Raw genomic sequence first — 17677 nt, forward strand, 5'->3', positions numbered from 1 at the left:
TTCTCAGGCCTCGGGCTGTTCCACCGGCAGGCGTTGGTCGCGCGCGGTGATCCAACTGGCGCTGGCACCGCACAACACGATCAGCGCGATGCCGAGCAGTTCGAGCTGCCCGGGCACATGGCCAAACACCAGCCAGCCGCAGAACATGGCGAATCCGATCTGGCCATAGAGATAGGGGGTCAGGGTGGACGCTGGCGTACGCGCGAACGCCAGGATCAGCAGGAAGTGACCTACCGTGCCCATGCACCCGACCAGGCACAGCAGCGCGAAGGTGGTGGCGTCGGGACTGGACTGCCACACCAGCGGCAGCACCAGGCTGGCCGCCAGCGCGCCCACCCAGCCGGTGTAGAAGTGCATGGTCATCGGGTCTTCGGTGCGGGCCATCTTGCTGGTGAGAATCTGAAACCAGGCGTAGGTGAACACCATCACCAGCGGCAGCAGGCTGGCCCAGCCGATCAGGTCGCCACCCGGGCGCACGACCATCAAGGCGCCCGTGAACCCCCCGGCCACCAGCACCCAGCGCAGCGCCGTCACGCGCTCGCGCAGGAAAAGGGCGGCCAGCAAGGTAACGACCAAGGGCGTGATCATCACGATGGCGGTGAATTCGCCCACCGGCATGTACTGCAGCGCCACGAACGACAGCGCGCTGACCGTCAGCAACAGCAGGCCGCGCAACAGCTGGAAGCGGGGGTGCGCCGTGCGCACCAGGCTGCGCCCGCGCAAGGGCAGCATGATGGCGGTGACCACCACGGCGTGGAAGGCGTAGCGGAACCACACGGCCAACAGCACCGGCACGAACGCGCCGACGTATTTCACCGTGGTGTCGAGCACTGCAAAGCAGGCGGTGGCGACCACCAGGAAGCCAATGCCCAGCGCGGCTTGCGCGGGCTTGTAGTGTGCCGGGCCGGCCATCACTGCAGGATGCGCGAGCGCAACAGGTCCCACACGGGTGTGACGGTGCCGGGCAGATCGGGCAACTGGCCCAGATCGGTGTGGCTTTCTTCGGGGCTGTGGAAGTCGCTGCCGCGCGAGGCCACGAGGTCGAATTCCTTGCAATAGCCCGCGTACTTGACGTAGTCGGCCTGACCATGGGCCCCGGTCATCACTTCCACGCCCTGGCCGCCGTGGGCCTTGAACTCGGTGAACAGCGCAAACTCTTCATTGGGTGTGAGCTTGTAGCGGCCGGGGTGGGCGACCACCGCCACGCCGCCGGATTGCGTGATCCAGCTCACCGCATGGCCCAGCGTGGCCCAGCGGTGTGGCACGAAGCCGGGCTTGCCTTCGGTGATGTACTTGCGAAACACCTCGCTGATTTCCTTGCACACACCGATCTCGACCAAGTAGCGCGCGAAGTGCGAGCGCGAGATGAGTTCGGGGTTGCCCACGTACTTCAGCGCGCCTTCGTACACGCCCGGGATGCCCACGCGCGCCAGGTCGTCGCTCATTTCGCGGGCGCGTTGTTCGCGGCCGTTGCGCGTGTTGTGCAGGCCGCTCAACAGCGCCGGGTTTTTGTGGTCCATGCCCAGGCCGACGATGTGCACCGTGATGCCGGCAAAGGTGACGGAGATTTCGGTACCGGTGAGGTAGGGCAGCTCGAGCGCGCGCGCGGCGGCGATCGCCCGGTCCTGGCCACCGAGTTCGTCGTGATCGGTGAGGGCCCAGAGTTCGACGCCGTTGGCCTTGGCGCGTTGGGCAAGCACCTCGGGCGTGAGCGTGCCGTCCGAGATGACGGAATGGCAGTGCAGGTCGGCGTTGGTCAGGCTGTTCACCGGTGCATTTTAGGATCTACCGGATTGCCGTGCTTGCGCGAGGTCCATGCCCCACAGGGCCGGCGCGGGGGTTACCCCGTATTTCTCAGACCAGCGGCGATGCCGTTGATGGAGATGTGGATGCCTCGGCGCACGCGTTCGTCGCGGTCGGCCTTGTTCTCGCCCGCCCGGTAGCGACGGACCAGCTCGACTTGCAGATGATGCAAGGGGTCGATATACGGGAAGCGGTGGCGCATGGAGCGCTGCAGCGCGGCGTTGTTTACCAGCCGCTGTTTTTCGCCGGTGATGAGCGCAAGCGCTGCGGCCGTGCGCTGCCATTCGGCCTCAATGGCCTTGAACACCTGGCCGCGCAAGCGCTTGTCGGGCACCAGCTCGGCATAACGCGAGGCCAGTGCCAGATCGCTCTTGGCCAGCACCATGTCCATGTTGGACAGCAGGGTGCTGAAGAACGGCCACTGCTTGACCATCTTCTGCAGGAGGGCCTTTTGCGCAGCAACACCCTTGGGACCGTCGCGGTGCAGGAAGGTGTGGACCGCCGAGCCAAAGCCGTACCAACCCGGCAGCGTGAGCCGGCACTGGCCCCAGCTGAAGCCCCAGGGAATGGCACGCAGGTCTTCGATTTTTTGCGAAGCTTTGCGCGAGGCCGGGCGCGAGCCGATGTTGAGTTCGGCGATTTCGCGGATGGGCGTGGCGGCGAAGAAGTACTCGGTGAAGCGGGGGGTGTCGTAGACCAGCGCGCGGTAGGCCGCCATGCTCTCGCGTGAGAGCTCGTCCGCCGCCGCGAGGAAGCTCTTCGGCGCGTTGCGCGTGGGTTGCAGCAGCGTGGCCTCGAGCGTGGCGGCGACCAGGGTTTCCAGGTTGCGCCGACCGATCTCGGGGTTGGCGTACTTCGAGCCGATCACCTCGCCCTGTTCGGTCAGGCGGATCTGGCCACGCACGGTGCCCGGGGGTTGCGCCAGGATGGCCTGGTAGCTCGGACCGCCGCCGCGGCCCACCGTGCCGCCGCGGCCGTGGAACATGCGCATCTGGATCGGGCTTTCCATGCCCTGGTTCAGGCTGTCGAACAGCTCCACCAGGGCGGTCTCCGCGCGGTACAGCTCCCAGTTGCTGGTGAAGATGCCGCCGTCCTTGTTGCTGTCGGAGTAGCCGAGCATGATGTCCTGCTCGCAGTAGCCGTCGGCCGCGCCCCGCTGCACCATGGCCCGCAGGCCGGGCAGGGCGTAGTAGTCGCGCATGATGGGCGCGGCATTGCGCAGGTCTTCGATGGTCTCGAACAGCGGCACCACGATCAGGTCGCACACCGCGCCATCGTCCAGTGTGCCGTGCACCAGGCCGGCTTCCTTTTGCAGCAGCAGCACTTCGAGCAGGTCGCTTACCGTTTCGGTGTGGCTGATGATGGCGTGGCGGATGGCCTGGGCGCCAAAGCGTTGGCGCCCCAGGCGAGCGGTCTCGAAGATGGCCAGCTCGCCCTGCGTGTGAGGGGAGTAGGCGACGCCGGGTACGCGCAGGGGCCGCGCGTCGTTCAACTGCCGCAGCAGCACGGCCTGCTTGCCGGCCTCGTCGAGTTGGCTGTACCGCGGCTCGATGCGTGCCTCGGCCAGCAGCTCGGCCACCACCTCTTCGTGCTTGTCCGAGCTTTGCCGCAGATCGACCGTGGCCAGGTGAAAGCCGAACACCTGAACCGCGCGCATCAGCGGCAGCAGGCGCGCGCGCGCCAGGGCTTCGCCATGGTGGGCCTTGAGGGAGGACTCGATGGTGCGCAAGTCGTTGAGCAATTCGCTGGCGCTGAGGTAGGGGTCTTGCGGTGCCACAGCGTGGCGCGCCGCTTCGCCGCCGGTGAGGTGTTTGAGCGTGGCCGCGAGGCGGGCGTACATGCCGGTGAGGGCGCGGCGGTAGGGCTCGTCCTGCCGGTGCGCGTTGGTGTCGGGCGAACGTTCGGCCAGGGCCTGCATCTCGGGGCTGACGCTGTTGAGCATGGCCGAGACCGACAACTCCGCGCCCAGGTGGTGCAATTGCGTGAGGTGGTGGCGCAGCACCATCTCGGCCTGGCTGTGCAGCGCGAGTTCGAGGGTCTGCGCCGTCACGTTGGGGTTGCCGTCGCGGTCACCGCCGATCCATTGGCCCATGCGCAGGAAGGGCGCGATCGCCGCGCCGTCGCCGCTGTGGCCCAGTCCATCCTCGAGTTCGCGGTAGAGGCGCGGAATCTGCGTGAGGAAGGTCGCTTCGTAGTAGCTCAGCGCGTTCTCGATTTCATCGGCCACGGTGAGTTTGGTAAAGCGCAGCAGGCGCGTCTGCCAGAGCTGCGTGACGCGGGCGCGGATCTGGGCCTCGATGTCGGCGCGCTCGCGCGGCAGGCGTTGTGGATCGTCGCGTTCTCCCAGCAGGCGCGCGATCGCGCGCTCGGCATCCAGAATGCTTTTGCGCTGCACTTCGGTGGGGTGCGCGGTGAGCACCGGCGAGATGTGGCTGCGCGCCAGCGTGCGCACCACCTCGGCGGGCGCCACACCGGCCTCGCGCAGGTGCTGCAGCGTGCGCGCCAGGCTACCGTCCTGCAGGTTGCCCGCGCGCTCGTGCACGGCGCGGCGGCGGATGTGGTGGCGGTCTTCGGCCAGATTGGCCAGGTGGCTGAAATAGGTGAAGGCGCGGATCACGCTCACCGCCTGGTCGCCGCTCAGGCCCTTGAGCAGCTTCTTCAAGGCCTTGTCGGCGGACTCGTCGGCATGGCGGCGAAAGGCCACCGAGAGCCGGCGGATCTGTTCGATCAATTCAAACGCGGCCTGGCCCTCTTGCTCACGGATCACGTCGCCCAGAATGCGGCCGAGCAGCCGGATGTCGTCGATGAGGGGCTGGTCTTTGTCGGCCCGCTCGGCGGGTCGGGTTTTGCTCGAAGTGGTGGCGGAGCGGGCGGACGTTCGCGGCATGTGGGATGTGGTGTGAAGAGGGAGTTCGGGGCGCGGGCAAACGGGCCATGCTAGCATCCCGATCCCCTCTCCAGTTACCAGCCGGGTACCAAAAAAAGCGTGTGCTTTCAGGCTTGGCGGACCGCTCCTCACCCCGATCTCGAATGTCCCCTTCTCCCCTCGCCCTGAACATCACCATCGCCACGCGCGAGAGCCGCTTGGCGCTGTGGCAGGCCAACCATGTCAAGGCCTTGCTCGAAGGCCGGGGGCACCGTGTCACGCTGCTGGGCATGACGACGCTGGGCGATCAGATCCTGGACCGCAGTCTCTCCAAGGTGGGTGGCAAGGGGCTGTTCGTCAAAGAGTTGGAACTGGCGCTGGAAGACGGTCGCGCCGACATCGCCGTGCATTCGCTCAAGGACGTGCCGATGGACCTGCCTGCGGGCTTTGCCCTGGCGTGCGTGATGGAGCGCGAAGACCCGCGCGATGCCTGGGTGTCGCCGCACTGCACCGGTCTGGCCGACCTGCCGCCCAACGCCGTCGTGGGCACCTCCAGCCTGCGCCGCCAGGTGCTGCTGCGCGCCGCCCTGCAAGCATTGCACCGCGACGACGTGCGCATCGAACCCTTGCGCGGCAACCTCGACACCCGATTGCGCAAGCTCGACGAAGGCCAGTACCACGCCATCGTGCTGGCCGCCGCGGGCCTCAAGCGCCTGGGCCTGGAGCCGCGCATCCGCCACATCTTCGAAGCGGCGGAATCGCTGCCGGCCGCGGGGCAGGGCGCGTTGGGCATCGAGGTCCGTGCCGACCGCACCGATCTGCTGGAGGCCCTCGCGCCACTGGCGCACCAGCCCACCTGGCTGCGCGTGGCGGCCGAGCGCACGGTGTCGCGCGCCATGGGGGGCAGTTGCTCGATGCCCTTGGCCGCGTTCGCCGATTGGACGCCGGATGGCGACCTCACGCTCGACACCGCCTGGGGCGACACGGATGGGGTGCACGCCCTGGTGCGTGCCAACGGCCGGGCCGCGGTTCGCACATTGGCCGAGGCCGAAGCCCTCGGCCAGCGCGTGAGCGCAGCGCTGCGCGCCGCAGGTGCGGTGCCGCATGCACCACTGGCGGAGGGCTGAGCTGGTGGGGCTTGGCACGCTACAGGCCAGCATGACCCCTCTGACGCAACTCGTGGTCACGCGGCCCGAACCCGAGGCGCAGGCGTGGGTACAGGCCTTGCGCGCCGAGGGATGGCCGGCCTGTGCGCGACCTCTCATCGAGATCGCCGCGCCGCAGTCGGCCGAGGACCTGGCCACGCTGCAGCACTGGCGCCGCCATTGGATGCAAGCCGACGCCATGCTGTTCGTCAGCTCGGCGGCAGTACAGCACTTCTTCGCGCATGGCGTGGCACCCGCATTGGCCTCCACCCGCACACGGTTCTGGGCGCCTGGTCCTGGCACGGCGCGTCGCCTGGCGCAGGCCCTGGCGCTGTTGGACATGCCCGAGAGCCGGATCGACGCGCCCGCCGCCCATGCGGCGCAATACGATTCCGAACACCTGTGGCCCCTGGTGTCGTCCCAGGTGGTGCCGGGCAGCCTGGTGCTGATCGTGCGCGGCACGTCTTCGCACGGCGCACCACCCGACGCCATCACCCATGACCCTGCCCCGGTGGCGGGTCGCGGCCGCCAGTGGCTCATCGAACAATGCGTCGCTGCGGGCGCGACCGTGAGAGGCTGCGTGGCCTATGCACGCGGCGCTCCGCCGTTCTCGGCCGAGGACCAAGCCTGGATACAGGCTGCCACGGGCGAAGGCCATGTGTGGTTGTTCAGCAGTTCGGAAGCCCTGCACGCCTTGGAGGCGCTGCGTCCACCCCTGGAATGGTCGAAGGCGGGTGCGCTCGCCACGCATCCCCGCATCGCCGCTGCGGCACAGCGGGTGGGGTTTGGCCGCGTGGTGCAAACCCGTCCCACCGTGGCCGACGTGGTGCGCGCTCTAGAATCGGGTTGGACCCGACCATGAGCACCGACACCTCCGATCTCACTCCCCCTGCCGTGCCGGCAGCAGCGCCCGCCACACCGCCCGCGCCGCCCGTGCGCCGTGCGGGCATGGGCTTTACCTGGTTGGCGCTGCTCATCGCGGCGATCGCGCTGCTGATCACCGGCCTGCTGTGGCAGCGGCTCAGCTTCACACAGCAGGAGTTGGCGCGCCGCAGCCAGGACACCATGGCACAGACGGTGGAAGCGCGCACGCTGGCGGCGCAGGCCGAAGCCCTCACGCAGGAGTTGCAGGCGCGCCTCGCGGTGGCCGAGCTGCGCCTGTCCGAAGTCAGCCTGCAGCGCAGCCAGCTCGAAGAGCTCATGCTCTCGCTCTCGCGGTCGCGCGACGACAACCTGGTGCAGGACCTGGAATCCGCCTTGCGGCTGGCGCAGCAGCAGGCGCAGCTTACCGGCAGCGCGCAGCCGCTGGTGTCTGCCTTGCAGGCGGCCGACCGGCGCATCGCGCGCGCCGCGCAGCCGCGCCTGAACCCGGTCCAGCGGGCCATCGGGCGCGACATCCAACGCATCCAGGGCCTGGCGTTGACCGACATTCCCGCGCTGGTGCTGCAACTCGATGAATTGGCCCGCCAGGTCGACGATTGGCCCTTGCTCAACCAGGTGGGTCAGCCGGTGCCTGCAGCCTCCGCCAAGGCAGCGGCGGCCAAGGCACGCAAGGGTGTCGTGGCCGCGAAACCTGTGCCCGAAGCGGATTCCGTCGAACCGGCGTCCGAAGGCCCAACGCCCATGGGCGGTTGGGACCAGAGTTGGAACAACGTGGCGAACTGGTGGTCGTCGGCGTGGGAGCGCATCTGGAGCGACCTCACGCGCAGTGGCCGCGAACTGGTGCGCGTGAGCCGCATCGACCGGCCCGAAGCGATCCTGATCGCGCCCGATCAGGCCCTGTTCATGCGCGAGAACCTCAAACTCAAACTGCTCAACGCGCGCCTGGGCCTGCTGGCGCGCCACATGCAGGCCAGCCAGGCCGATCTGCTGGCCGTGGAGACCGCCCTGGCCCGCTACTTCGACACCGGCGCACCGCGGGTCACGGCCGCCCAGGCCGCGGTGGCGCGCCTGCGCAAAGACCTTGTCGACAGCGATCTGCCCAGGCCGGAGGAGACCCTCACGGCACTGGCCGCAGCCGCTGGAGGGCGCTGATGTCCGCCCGATTTGGTGGCGCCATGCGCAGCGTGTTCTGGTTGCTCGCGTTGGCCGCGCTGGCCGTGGCGCTGGCCTTGCTAGTGGGGCACAACGAGTCCACGCTCACTTTGTTCTGGCCACCTTACCGGTTCGACGTTTCCTTCAATTTCGTGGTCTTCTGCCTGATCGTGGGCTTCGTGGTCCTGCACGCCGCGTTGCGCGCGCTGTCGCTCCTGCGCGACCTGCCCGCGCAAGCCCAGCGCTGGCGCAACCTGCAGATCGAACGCTCGGTGGTGGCCATGGTCATGGACGCGTTGTCGCTCCAATTGGCGGGCCGCTTCGTGCGCGCGCAGGCGTCGGCCCAGCAGGCCCTGGACCAGCTCAAGAGCGTGCCCTCGGGCCAATGGCCACGGCGCGACCAGCTCCAGCTGCTGGCCCATCTGCTGCTCGCCGAAAGCGCCCAGTCTCTGCAGAACCGCGAGCGGCGCGACGAGAACCTGCAGGCCGCCTTGAATCCCAGGCTCTCGAAATACGCTCCAGAAGCCCATGAAGGCGCTTTGCTGCGCGCGGTGCGCTGGTCGGTGGAAGACCGGGACGCGGACGCCGCGCGCGCGCGCCTGGCCGATTTGCCGCAGGGCGCGAGCCGGCGCATCCAGGCGCTGCGCTTGAAGTTGCGCATTGCCCGGATGGGGGGCGCCACGACCGAGGCCTTGGAAACCGCGCGTCTGTTGGCCAAGCACCGGGCCTTTTCGCCCGAAGCCTCGCGCAGCATCGTGCGCGGCCTCGCGCTCGATGCCTTGCGCGAAGCGCACGACCTGGCGCAGTTGGTGGGGGTCTGGAACGGCCTGGACGAGGCCGAACGCGCCATGCCCGATCTGTCGCTGGCCGCCGCACGCCGAGCCAACCAGTTGGCCGTGAACGAGTCCGAGCACGCACAAGCACACGCGCATGTGCGAGCCTGGCTGGAACCCCTGTGGGACGGGCTCACCCAGCTGGAGCCGGCGCAGCAGCGTTGGTTGGTGCTGGCGGCGGAGCCGGGTCTGGTCGAGATCGATGCCGCGGGACTCGCACGCCTGGAGCATCTGCAGCGCCAGGCACCGCAGAACGGATTTCTGCAATACCTCACCGGACAGGCCTGCATGCAGCGCCAGCTGTGGGGCAAGGCCTCGCAGATGTTGACCATGGCCAGCCACAGCCTGTCCGATCCCGCGCTGTTGCGCCGCACCTGGCGCGGGCTGGCGCTGCTGGCCGAGGAGCGCGAAGACCCGGCAGCGGCGCAGGCGGCCTGGAAGCGCGCCGCGCTGCTGGACTGAACGCGTTAGCGCAATAGCGCGAACGCACCTCATCGCGGCATCGCATTGCATTGCCGAAAAAAAACCGGTCGGGCTCTCAGGCCCGGCCGGTTTTTTTGAGGGTTGCCGATCGGCGCCGCTGGCGGCGCAACGATCACCGGCCCAGCGGACCGGTGCAGGTGTGCATCAGGCGTTCTCGAACGGCAGCTTGATGTCGCGCAGATCCTTGCGCGTTTCCACCAGCACCAGCGGACCTTCGTCCAGCATCACCGCCGGCTTGGGTTCGCGCGGCACATGGATCGGCTTGGGTTCGGCGGCGATGGCGGCTTGCGCCTGGGCCACCTTCTCGGCATTGGAGTTCACCCACTCGAGACCGCTGGACTGGGCGATCTGGTTCATCTCCTCGATCGACAAGGCATACGCTGGCACTTTGGGCAGGCCACGAACGGGGACTGGGGCCGCGACCGGTGCCGCGACCGGTGCCGCCACTGGGGCCGGCGCGCGCGGCGCGGTCGGTGCGGGTGCGGGTGCGGGAGCCGGGGTTGGCTCGGCCATTGCTGCTGGCGCTGCGGGCTCGCTGGCTACGCTGGCCGGTGCTTCGTTCACCAGGGGTGACGTGGGCACGCTGAAGTAGCTGCGCACAGGGGCCTCGTAGGCGGTCGTGTCGGCAGCGGGCTCGACCACTGCTGCGGCGGGCGCATCGGCCTGCGGCGCGCCAGCGCTTTCTTCGCTCTCGGCCACATCTTCGCGTGGGCCGCGCTCGCGGCGGTCGCGGCCATAGCGATCGCGGCTGCGGCGCTCGCGGTTGCCGCGCGGTGCGCCGTTTTCCGTGGCCTCACCCTCGCGCGGTGCATCGGTGGCGACACCGGCGTTGCCGTCGTTGTCGTTGTCCTGCGCTGCGGCTGGTACAGCGGCGACTTCGCCTTCTTCCGGGCGGCGGCGGTTCTCGCCCCGCTCGCCACGGGGGCGGCGTTCGCGCTCACGGCGCGGCTGGCCTTCCGCGGCCTCGGGCGCGTGCTCGCCCTGAGCCGTTGCGGCCAAGGGCAGGGCGTTGGCGACGTTGTCCGTGGCGGCGGCTTCGCGGCGGCCGCCGTCGCGGCGGTTGTCGTTGCGCTGGCGGCCTTCACCGCGTGGCTCGTTGCGGTTCTCGCTTCGCTCGCCGCGCTCACCGCGTGCTTCGCTGCGGTTGTCACCACGGCCTTCACCGCCCCGGCGGCCTTCACCGCGTTGTTCGTTGCGGCCTTCCACCCGGCCACCGTCGGCGCGGGCCTCGCCACCACGGCCACCGTTGCGGCCGGCGCCTTCACGGCCTTCTCGCGAACCACGGCCGTCGCGGTCACGGCTACCGCGGTTGCGGCTGCCTTCGCGTCGGCCACCTTCGGTGCGTTCCTCGCGCGCAGGCTTGCTCGGTGCGGGTGCTTCTGTCGCGGCGGACTTGACCGGCGCGGGTTCCGCACTGAACAGGCTCTTGAGCCAGCCGAAGAAGCCTTTCTCGGCAGGGGCTGGCGCGGGGGCCACGGGCGCGCGCTGGGCCGCCGGCACGGCTGCGGGTGCGGCCGCAGGCGTTTCCGGTCGCGGCGCGGCCACGGGTGCGGGGCCATCGGGCAGCACGCCCTTGATCACGGGTTCCTGCTTGTTGGTGCGCTCCTGGCTGCGGCGCGTGAAGCTGGCCACATCCTCTTCCTCCTCGGCCAGCTTGTAGCTGGCTTCGAGGTTGTCCAGGCGCGGGTCGTCGTGCTTCAGCCGCTCCAGCTTGTAGTTGGGTGTATCGAGCGACTTGTTGGGCACCAGCATCACATTGACGCGCTGCTTGAGTTCGATCTTGGTGATCTCGGTGCGCTTCTCATTGAGCAGGAAACTGGCCACTTCGACCGGCACCTGCACCAGAACGGCGGCCGTGCTGTCCTTGAGCGACTCTTCCTGGATCACGCGCAGGATCTGCAGCGCCGAGCTTTCGGTGTCGCGGATGTGGCCCGAGCCACCGCAACGCGGGCAAGGAATGGAGGCGCCTTCGTTGAGCGCGGGCTTGAGCCGCTGGCGGCTCATTTCGAGCAGGCCGAACTTGCTGATGGAGCCGAACTGCACACGCGCGCGGTCCTGGCGCAGCGCGTCGCGCAGGCGGTTTTCGACCTCGCGGCGGTTCTTCGACTCTTCCATGTCGATGAAGTCGATCACCACCAGGCCGCCCAGGTCGCGCAGGCGCGCCTGGCGTGCCACTTCGTCGGCAGCTTCGAGGTTGGTGCGGGTCGCGGTTTCCTCGATGTCACCGCCCTTGATGGCGCGCGCCGAGTTCACGTCCACCGCCACCAGCGCTTCGGTCTGGTCGATCACGATGGCGCCGCCGCTGGGCAACTGCACGATGCGGCTGTAGGCGGTCTCGATCTGGTGCTCGATCTGGAAGCGCGAGAACAGCGGCGCGTCGTCGCGGTAGCGCTTCACGCGGTGCCCGTGCTCGGGCATCACGTGGCTCATGAACTGGTGCGCCTGTTCGAAGATGTCGTCGGTGTCGATCAGGATCTCGCCGATGTCGCTGTTGAAATAGTCGCGGATCGCGCGGATGACCAGGCTCGATTCCTGGTAGATCAGGTACGCGCCCTTGCCGCCCTTGGCCGCGCCGTCGATGGCGTTCCACAGCTTGAGCAGGTAGTTCAGGTCCCACTGCAGCTCGGGCGCATCGCGGCCGATGCCGGCGGTGCGGGCGATGATGCTCATGCCATTGGGGTACTCCAGCTGGTCTAGCGCCTGCTTGAGTTCCTGGCGGTCTTCGCCTTCGATACGCCGGCTCACGCCGCCGCCGCGCGGGTTGTTGGGCATCAGCACCACGTAGCGGCCGGCCAGGCTCACGAAGGTGGTGAGGGCCGCACCCTTGTTGCCGCGTTCTTCCTTTTCAACCTGGACCAGCAGTTCCTGGCCTTCCTTGATCACGTCGTTGATGCGCGCCTGGTTCACCGGCACGCCCGCGGCGAAATACTGGCGCGAGATTTCCTTGAAAGGCAGGAAGCCGTGGCGGTCTTCGCCGTAGTCGACGAAGCAAGCCTCCAGGGACGGTTCGACGCGGGTGACGACCGCCTTGTAGATATTGCCTTTGCGCTGTTCGCGCCCTTCGATTTCGATTTCGTAGTCGAGCAGCTTTTGCCCATCGACGATGGCCAGGCGGCGCTCTTCGGCCTGCGTGGCATTGATCAGCATGCGTTTCATGATGCATTTCCTTCGTTCAAACACAAGGGCGTCCGGGCCAAAGGCACAGACGCCGACCTGCCGTGAACCAGCGGAAAGCGCGAACGAGGGGAGGAATTGCCGGAGAGCCGATGACCCGCGGTGCGGGAAAAGCGTTCAACACAGAAGCGGGCACCGAAGTGCCGCGTCGAACCGCCAAGTCAGGGCGTAGGCGCGTGGAGTTGGGTGATCAGGATGGGCCAGACGGCTGTCGTCGACATGGATCTGGGGTGTCTCACTCTGGTGTCACTTTGTCCTCGTCCAGCCGGTCTGGTGGGCTAGACGATTGGGGTATTCCGTATTCGGGTTCGCGGGCTTTTAGCGGATTCGCCTGCAGTGTCAACCGGTCTGTCGCCATGCCCGAATTCAAAATGGAAACCTTCGGGACGTCGGCGCCGGACCCAGGACCTGCGGGTTGGCAACCTACCCGCTGTGGACGCCTTGCCGTGCAAGCTGCGGTCCCTGCCTTGGGTGACTGCCTTAAACTCAAGGCAAATCAATCACTTACGGCACACCACGGGTGTGGCGCATTATAGTCAGCTCCCCGCCACCCGTGGCGGTGCCATTCGCAGCCATGTCCAGCCATCCGAATTCTGGGGAAGTCCGACACATCACGGTTGACGAAGAGTCGGCGGGTCAACGGTTGGACAACTTCCTCATCCGCACCCTCAAGGGAGTGCCCAAATCGCACATCTACCGCATCATTCGATCGGGTGAAGTGCGTCGCAACAAGGGGCGGGTTGGAGCAGATGACCGCGTGGCCATGGGCGACCTGTTGCGCATTCCCCCCATTCGACTGTCCGAACGGATTGAAGAAAAAGCGGCCCAGCCGGCACCGGCGCGTGAATTTCCGGTTGTTTTCGAGGACGACGCCTTTCTGGCGATCGATAAACCCGCCGGCGTGGCCGTCCATGGCGGCAGCGGCGTGAGTTTTGGTGTGATTGAGCAAATGCGACAAGCCCGTCCGCAAGCCAAACTCCTCGAATTGGTGCACCGTCTCGATCGTGAAACCAGCGGCCTGTTGCTGATTGCCAAAAAGAAGAGTGCGCTAAAGGCTTTGCAGGATCAATTCCGGGAGCGCGAAACCGGGAAAACCTATCTCGCGTTGGTCAAAGGCGTGTGGCCTGCGCGCTTGAAAGTGTTGGACCAGCCGCTGCACAAATACCTATTGCCCGATGGCGAGCGGCGGGTGAAGGTGACCCATGCCGACGATCCGGATGGCATGCGTTCGATCACGCTGGTCAAGGTCGCACGGCATCTGCCGGCCACGCACGGGCTGCAATCGAGCGCTCCCGACGGTTTCAGCCTGCTGGAGGTGACGATCAAGACGGGCCGTACGCACCAGATTCGTGTGCATCTGGCCAGTGCCGGGCATCCGATCGCTGGAGACGATAAATATGGGGATTTTGAACTCAATCGCCAATTGGGCAGGGCCGGGTTGAGGCGCATGTTTCTGCATGCCTGGCGCCTGAGATTGACACATCCTGTCACCAAAATGCCACTCGAATTTCAAGCCGAATTGCCAGCGGAGCTTCTGCGGTGGACAACGCTTGAATAGAATGCACGCCTGGGTCCTATTTCCGATGGACCTGTAGGATCCCATACTTAAAAGGACATTTTGATGGCAAGTTATTCCGAGCTGATGGAACAGGCCCAGAAGCTGATGGCGCAGGCCGAGCAGGCGCGCAAAGACGAACTCTCCGCCGTGATTGCCGACATCAAAGCCAAGATGAAGCAATTCGGCATTACTGCCGCCGATCTCGGCAGCAGCACGGGTGGCAAGAAGGTCGGCAAATCGAAATCCAATGCCGCCGCCAAGTACCGCGGCCCCAATGGCGAACTCTGGGCCGGTGGCCCTGGCCGCAAACCCGAATGGGTGCGCTCCGTGCTGGCCTCGGGCAAGAGTCTGGACGACTACCTGATCTGAGCTTCACCACGCGTTGCGCACAAAGCCCGCCGATCGGCGGGCTTTGTTTTTGTTAGGCTCTCACGATGTTTCGCATTCTTCTTGTCTGCATGGGCAATATCTGCCGCTCGCCCATGGCCTGTGCTGTCGTGCAGGAGCACATCGCGCGCCGCCAATGGGCCCACGGGATCGAGGTGGATTCGGCCGGGACGTATGCCGGCCACAAGGGCGAGAAGGCCGATCGCCGTGCCGTGGCGCTGGCCTTGCAGCGCGGATATCCGCACATCGAGCGCCTGCGTGCGCGGCGTGTGCAGGACCAGGACTTCGAGCGCTTCGACCTCGTCCTGGCCATGGACCGCGATAACTTGGCGCAACTTCAGCGCCAATGTCCTCCCGAGCAGCAATACAAACTGCACCTGTTCTTGGGCTATGCCGGCCTGGGAGACGACGCCGAGGTGCCCGATCCGTACTACGGCAATGCCCAGGGCTTCGAGGTGGTGCTGCGCCTGTGCGAGCAAGGCAGCGAAGGCGTGCTGGACCGGGTGGTCGCCACGATAGCTTGAGCGCTCAGACCCGGTGGTAGTCGCGGTACCAGCGCACGAAGCGCTCGATGCCGTCCTTCAGCGGGGTCGAGGGCGCGAAGCCGACCCATTGGTGCAAGGCGTCGGTGCTGGCATAGGTGGCGGGCACGTCACCGTCCTGCATGGGCAGGAATTCCTTGACCGCTTCCTGGCCCAGCGCGTTTTCGATGCAGCCGATGAAGTCCATCAGAGGCACCGGATCGTTGTTGCCGATGTTGAAGATGCGGTAGGGCGCTCCACCGGGCACTTCGGGTGTGGCGGGTTTGTCGAGCACGCGCAGCACGCCTTCGACGATGTCGTCGATGTAGGTGAAGTCGCGCTTCATCTTGCCGTGGTTGAACACCTGGATCGGCCGGCCTTCGAGCACGGCTTTGGTGAAGCTGAAGTAGGCCATGTCGGGCCTGCCCCAGGGACCGTACACCGTGAAGAAGCGCAGGCCGGTGGTGGGCAGGTTGTAGAGGTGGCTGTAGGTGTGGGCCATCAGCTCGTTGGCCTTCTTGGTGGCGGCATACAGGCTCACCGGATGGTCCACCGCATCGGTCTCCTCGAACGGCATCTTGGTGTTGCCGCCGTACACGCTGGAGCTGGAGGCGTAGACCAGGTGCCGGGGCTTGTGTGCGCGGCAACCTTCGAGGATGTGGCCGAAGCCCGCGAGGTTGCTGTCGATGTAGGCCATGGGGTTGGTGATCGAGTAGCGCACACCGGCCTGTGCCGCCAGGTGCACGACCGCGTCGAAGCGGTGGCGCGCGAAGAGCTTTGCCATGGCCTCGCGGTCTGCCACGTCGACCTGCTCAAACGCAAAACCGGGCTGGCTCTGCAGGGGTTTCAGCCGGGCCTGCTTGAGCGCAACGTCGTAGTAGCCGTTGAGGTTGTCGATGCCAAGCACCGTGTCGCCGCGTGCGAGCAGGCGCTGGGCGGTGTGTGCGCCGATGAAGCCGGCCGCGCCGGTGAGGAGGATGTGCATGGCCGCTATGTTAGCGGTCTGATTGAGAGACCCAGGTGTGCCTGAGAAGTCGCCGCAGCGCGTGGTACACGCTCCAGGGCACGCGAGGATCCGGCTTTGCCGGTCCCAGCGTGCGCCCCCTTGAGGGGGACGCGCGAAGCGCGGCGGGGGTGGGTCTCAATCCGTCCAGATGATTTTTCTGCCGGATGCTTCCCAGCTCTCGTAGTGCCTCGCGTACAGGTCTTCGATGCGGTTGCGCTTGACCTTGAAGGTGGGTGTGATGATGTCGTTGTCCACCGTCCAGGCGCTGGTGACGATCACGATGCTCTGCAGTTGTTCGTGCGGGTCGAGCGTGGCGTTGATGGACTTGAGGTGCACGGCCAGCGATGCTTCGAGTTCGCCGCGCGCGCTGGAACCGCTGGAGACGCGCGCCACCGCATCGGCGTTGAGCATGACGATGCCCAGGGGCTGGCCAAGGTTGGCGCCGGTCACCACGCAGGCCTCGACCGCCTCGTGCATCACGAGCTTGTCTTCGATCGGGGCGGGTGAGACGTACTTGCCCTTGCCGGTCTTGAAGAGGTCTTTCACGCGGCCGGTGATGCGCAGCAGGCCGTCCTTGTCGATCGTGCCCTTGTCGCCCGTTTTGAGCCAACCATCTTCGGTGAAGGCTTCGCGGCTTTTCTCCGGCTCCTTGTAGTAACCGAGCATCAGCGCGTGGCTGCGCATCTGCACTTCGCCGGTTTCGGGATCCAGGCGTTGCTGCACGCCGGCGTACACCGGTCCGACGGTGCCTTGCTGGTTCTTGCCGGGCTCGGTGATGTGCGAGAGCGCGAGGTTCTCGGTCATGCCGTAGCCTTCGTTGATGTGCAGCCCGAGCTTGCTGTACCACTCGAGCAGCGCCAGCGGCATGGGCGCGGCGCCGCCGGCGGCGAATTGGCACTGGTCCAGGCCGAGCGCTTTCTTCACCTTCCTGCGCACGATGCCGCCCAGGATGGGGATGCCCAACAAGCGGTTCAGCTTGGCCGGTGGCATCTTGTGGTGGATGCCCTGCTGGAACTTGACCCACAGGCGCGGCACGGAGAAGAAGATGGTGGGGCGAGCACGCTGCAGGTCGGCGGTGAAGGTGTCGAGCGAATCGGCGAAGTACACGTGCATGCCGGTGCGCAGCCAGCCATGCTCGACCAGCATGCGCTCGACCACGTGGGCCAGTGGCAGGTAGGACAGCATGCGGTCGTCGCTCGACATGGGGATGCGCTTGAGGCCCGAGTCCAGCGCCCAGGCGAAGTTGGCAAAGCTGTGCATCACGCCCTTGGGCATGCCGGTGGTGCCCGAGGTGTAGATGAGGGTGGCGAGCTCGTCGCCCGCGCGCAACGGTTCGCCTTGCAGGGGTTCGTGTCGGCTGCAAAGGGTGTCCCACTCTTCGTAGGCGTGCAGCGCGTCCAGCGGCGAGAGCGCGTAGCTGATGCAGGGCAGGCCGACGGGCACGCCGGGCTTCATGCCTTCCCAGCCGTCGAGCTTGCCGATGAAGCAGGCCTTGGCTTCGCTGTGGGTGAGGATCTGCCGCACGGTCTCGGCTGCCAGCGTGGGGTACAGCGGTACGGAGACGTGGCCTGCCATCCAGATTGCCAGGTCGCTCATCATCCACCACGCGCAGTTCTTCGAGAGGATCGCCACCTTGGAGCCAGGCTCCCAACCCTTTGCCTGCAGGTACGTCGCCATGCGCCGCACCTGATCGCCGATCTGGCCCCAGGTGTAGTCCTTCACCGCTCCCGCGCCCATGGGCTGGGTGAGGGCGACGCGGTTGGGCGCGGTCTTCTCCCAGTGGTACAGGCGTTGCAAGGCCAGCAGTTCGGGTGCGACTTGGGTCATGGGCGGTGTCTCCGTGTGGTGCGTCTACGAAGCGCGAATC

General features: G+C 66.8%; 13 protein-coding genes. 7 read left to right on the top strand and 6 right to left on the bottom strand.

The annotated features are described in order from the left end of the window. Positions 1–3: 3 nt before the first annotated feature. From F9K07_RS08415 to ppc, 3 genes are all read right to left on the bottom strand, one after another. Positions 4–912 carry a DMT family transporter gene (locus F9K07_RS08415; protein ID WP_159591394.1) on the bottom strand — a complete coding sequence of 303 codons (909 nt, stop codon included), beginning with the start codon at positions 910–912 and terminating at the stop codon, positions 4–6. After that, a complete protein-coding gene (locus F9K07_RS08420) occupies positions 912–1769 on the bottom strand; it encodes a 3',5'-nucleoside bisphosphate phosphatase (RefSeq protein ID WP_159591397.1) in 858 nt (285 codons plus the stop codon). The genes F9K07_RS08415 and F9K07_RS08420 overlap by 1 nt, the downstream gene beginning before the upstream one ends. Before the next feature lie 71 nt (positions 1770–1840). Continuing rightward, positions 1841–4690: a phosphoenolpyruvate carboxylase gene (ppc, locus tag F9K07_RS08425; RefSeq protein WP_159591400.1), complete on the bottom strand. Its 2850-nt coding sequence runs from the start codon at positions 4688–4690 to the stop codon at positions 1841–1843. 143 nt (positions 4691–4833) lie between these two features. Between ppc and hemC the strand changes: the two genes are divergently transcribed. From hemC to F9K07_RS08445, 4 genes are read left to right on the top strand one after another with little or no spacing between them, the layout of a single operon-like run. Further along, on the top strand, positions 4834–5796 hold the full coding sequence (hemC, locus tag F9K07_RS08430; RefSeq protein ID WP_159591403.1) for a hydroxymethylbilane synthase: 963 nt from the start codon (positions 4834–4836) through the stop codon (positions 5794–5796). A 31-nt stretch (positions 5797–5827) separates the two neighbouring features. After that, a complete protein-coding gene (locus F9K07_RS08435; RefSeq protein WP_159591406.1) occupies positions 5828–6676 on the top strand; it encodes a uroporphyrinogen-III synthase in 849 nt (282 codons plus the stop codon). Then, on the top strand, positions 6673–7848 hold the full coding sequence (locus F9K07_RS08440; protein ID WP_159591408.1) for a uroporphyrinogen-III C-methyltransferase: 1176 nt from the start codon (positions 6673–6675) through the stop codon (positions 7846–7848). The genes F9K07_RS08435 and F9K07_RS08440 overlap by 4 nt, the downstream gene beginning before the upstream one ends. Beyond that, positions 7848–9143: a heme biosynthesis HemY N-terminal domain-containing protein gene (locus tag F9K07_RS08445; RefSeq protein ID WP_328794031.1), complete on the top strand. Its 1296-nt coding sequence runs from the start codon at positions 7848–7850 to the stop codon at positions 9141–9143. Before F9K07_RS08440 ends, F9K07_RS08445 begins: the two co-directional genes overlap by 1 nt. Before the next feature lie 165 nt (positions 9144–9308). Here F9K07_RS08445 and F9K07_RS08450 read toward each other — a convergent pair whose 3' ends face one another. Next, positions 9309–12320: an Rne/Rng family ribonuclease gene (locus tag F9K07_RS08450; RefSeq protein ID WP_159591411.1), complete on the bottom strand. Its 3012-nt coding sequence runs from the start codon at positions 12318–12320 to the stop codon at positions 9309–9311. Between the two features lie 592 nt (positions 12321–12912). On the opposite strand from F9K07_RS08450, the gene F9K07_RS08455 reads away from it, so the two are divergent. From F9K07_RS08455 to F9K07_RS08465, 3 genes are all read left to right on the top strand, one after another. After that, the gene (locus tag F9K07_RS08455) at positions 12913–13896 is read left to right on the top strand and encodes an RluA family pseudouridine synthase (protein WP_159591414.1); all 984 of its coding nucleotides are present in this window, start codon (positions 12913–12915) and stop codon (positions 13894–13896) included. Between the two features lie 63 nt (positions 13897–13959). Then, positions 13960–14265 carry an H-NS histone family protein gene (locus F9K07_RS08460; RefSeq protein ID WP_159591417.1) on the top strand — a complete coding sequence of 102 codons (306 nt, stop codon included), beginning with the start codon at positions 13960–13962 and terminating at the stop codon, positions 14263–14265. Between the two features lie 65 nt (positions 14266–14330). Next, positions 14331–14807, top strand: coding sequence for a low molecular weight protein-tyrosine-phosphatase (locus F9K07_RS08465; RefSeq protein ID WP_159591420.1), 477 nt, complete (start codon positions 14331–14333; stop codon positions 14805–14807). Positions 14808–14811: 4 nt separating this feature from the next. Here the strand turns inward: F9K07_RS08465 and F9K07_RS08470 are convergent, their stop codons facing one another. Together F9K07_RS08470 and F9K07_RS08475 are read right to left on the bottom strand one after the other, a co-directional pair. Further along, positions 14812–15789, bottom strand: a complete 978-nt coding sequence (locus tag F9K07_RS08470) for an NAD-dependent epimerase (RefSeq protein WP_159591423.1) — start codon at positions 15787–15789, stop codon at positions 14812–14814. A gap of 156 nt (positions 15790–15945) precedes the next feature. After that, the gene (locus F9K07_RS08475; protein WP_159591426.1) at positions 15946–17637 is read right to left on the bottom strand and encodes an AMP-binding protein; all 1692 of its coding nucleotides are present in this window, start codon (positions 17635–17637) and stop codon (positions 15946–15948) included. Positions 17638–17677 lie beyond the last annotated feature (40 nt).

This window comes from Hydrogenophaga sp. BPS33 (assembly GCF_009859475.1).
GTDB lineage: Bacteria > Pseudomonadota > Gammaproteobacteria > Burkholderiales > Burkholderiaceae_C > Hydrogenophaga.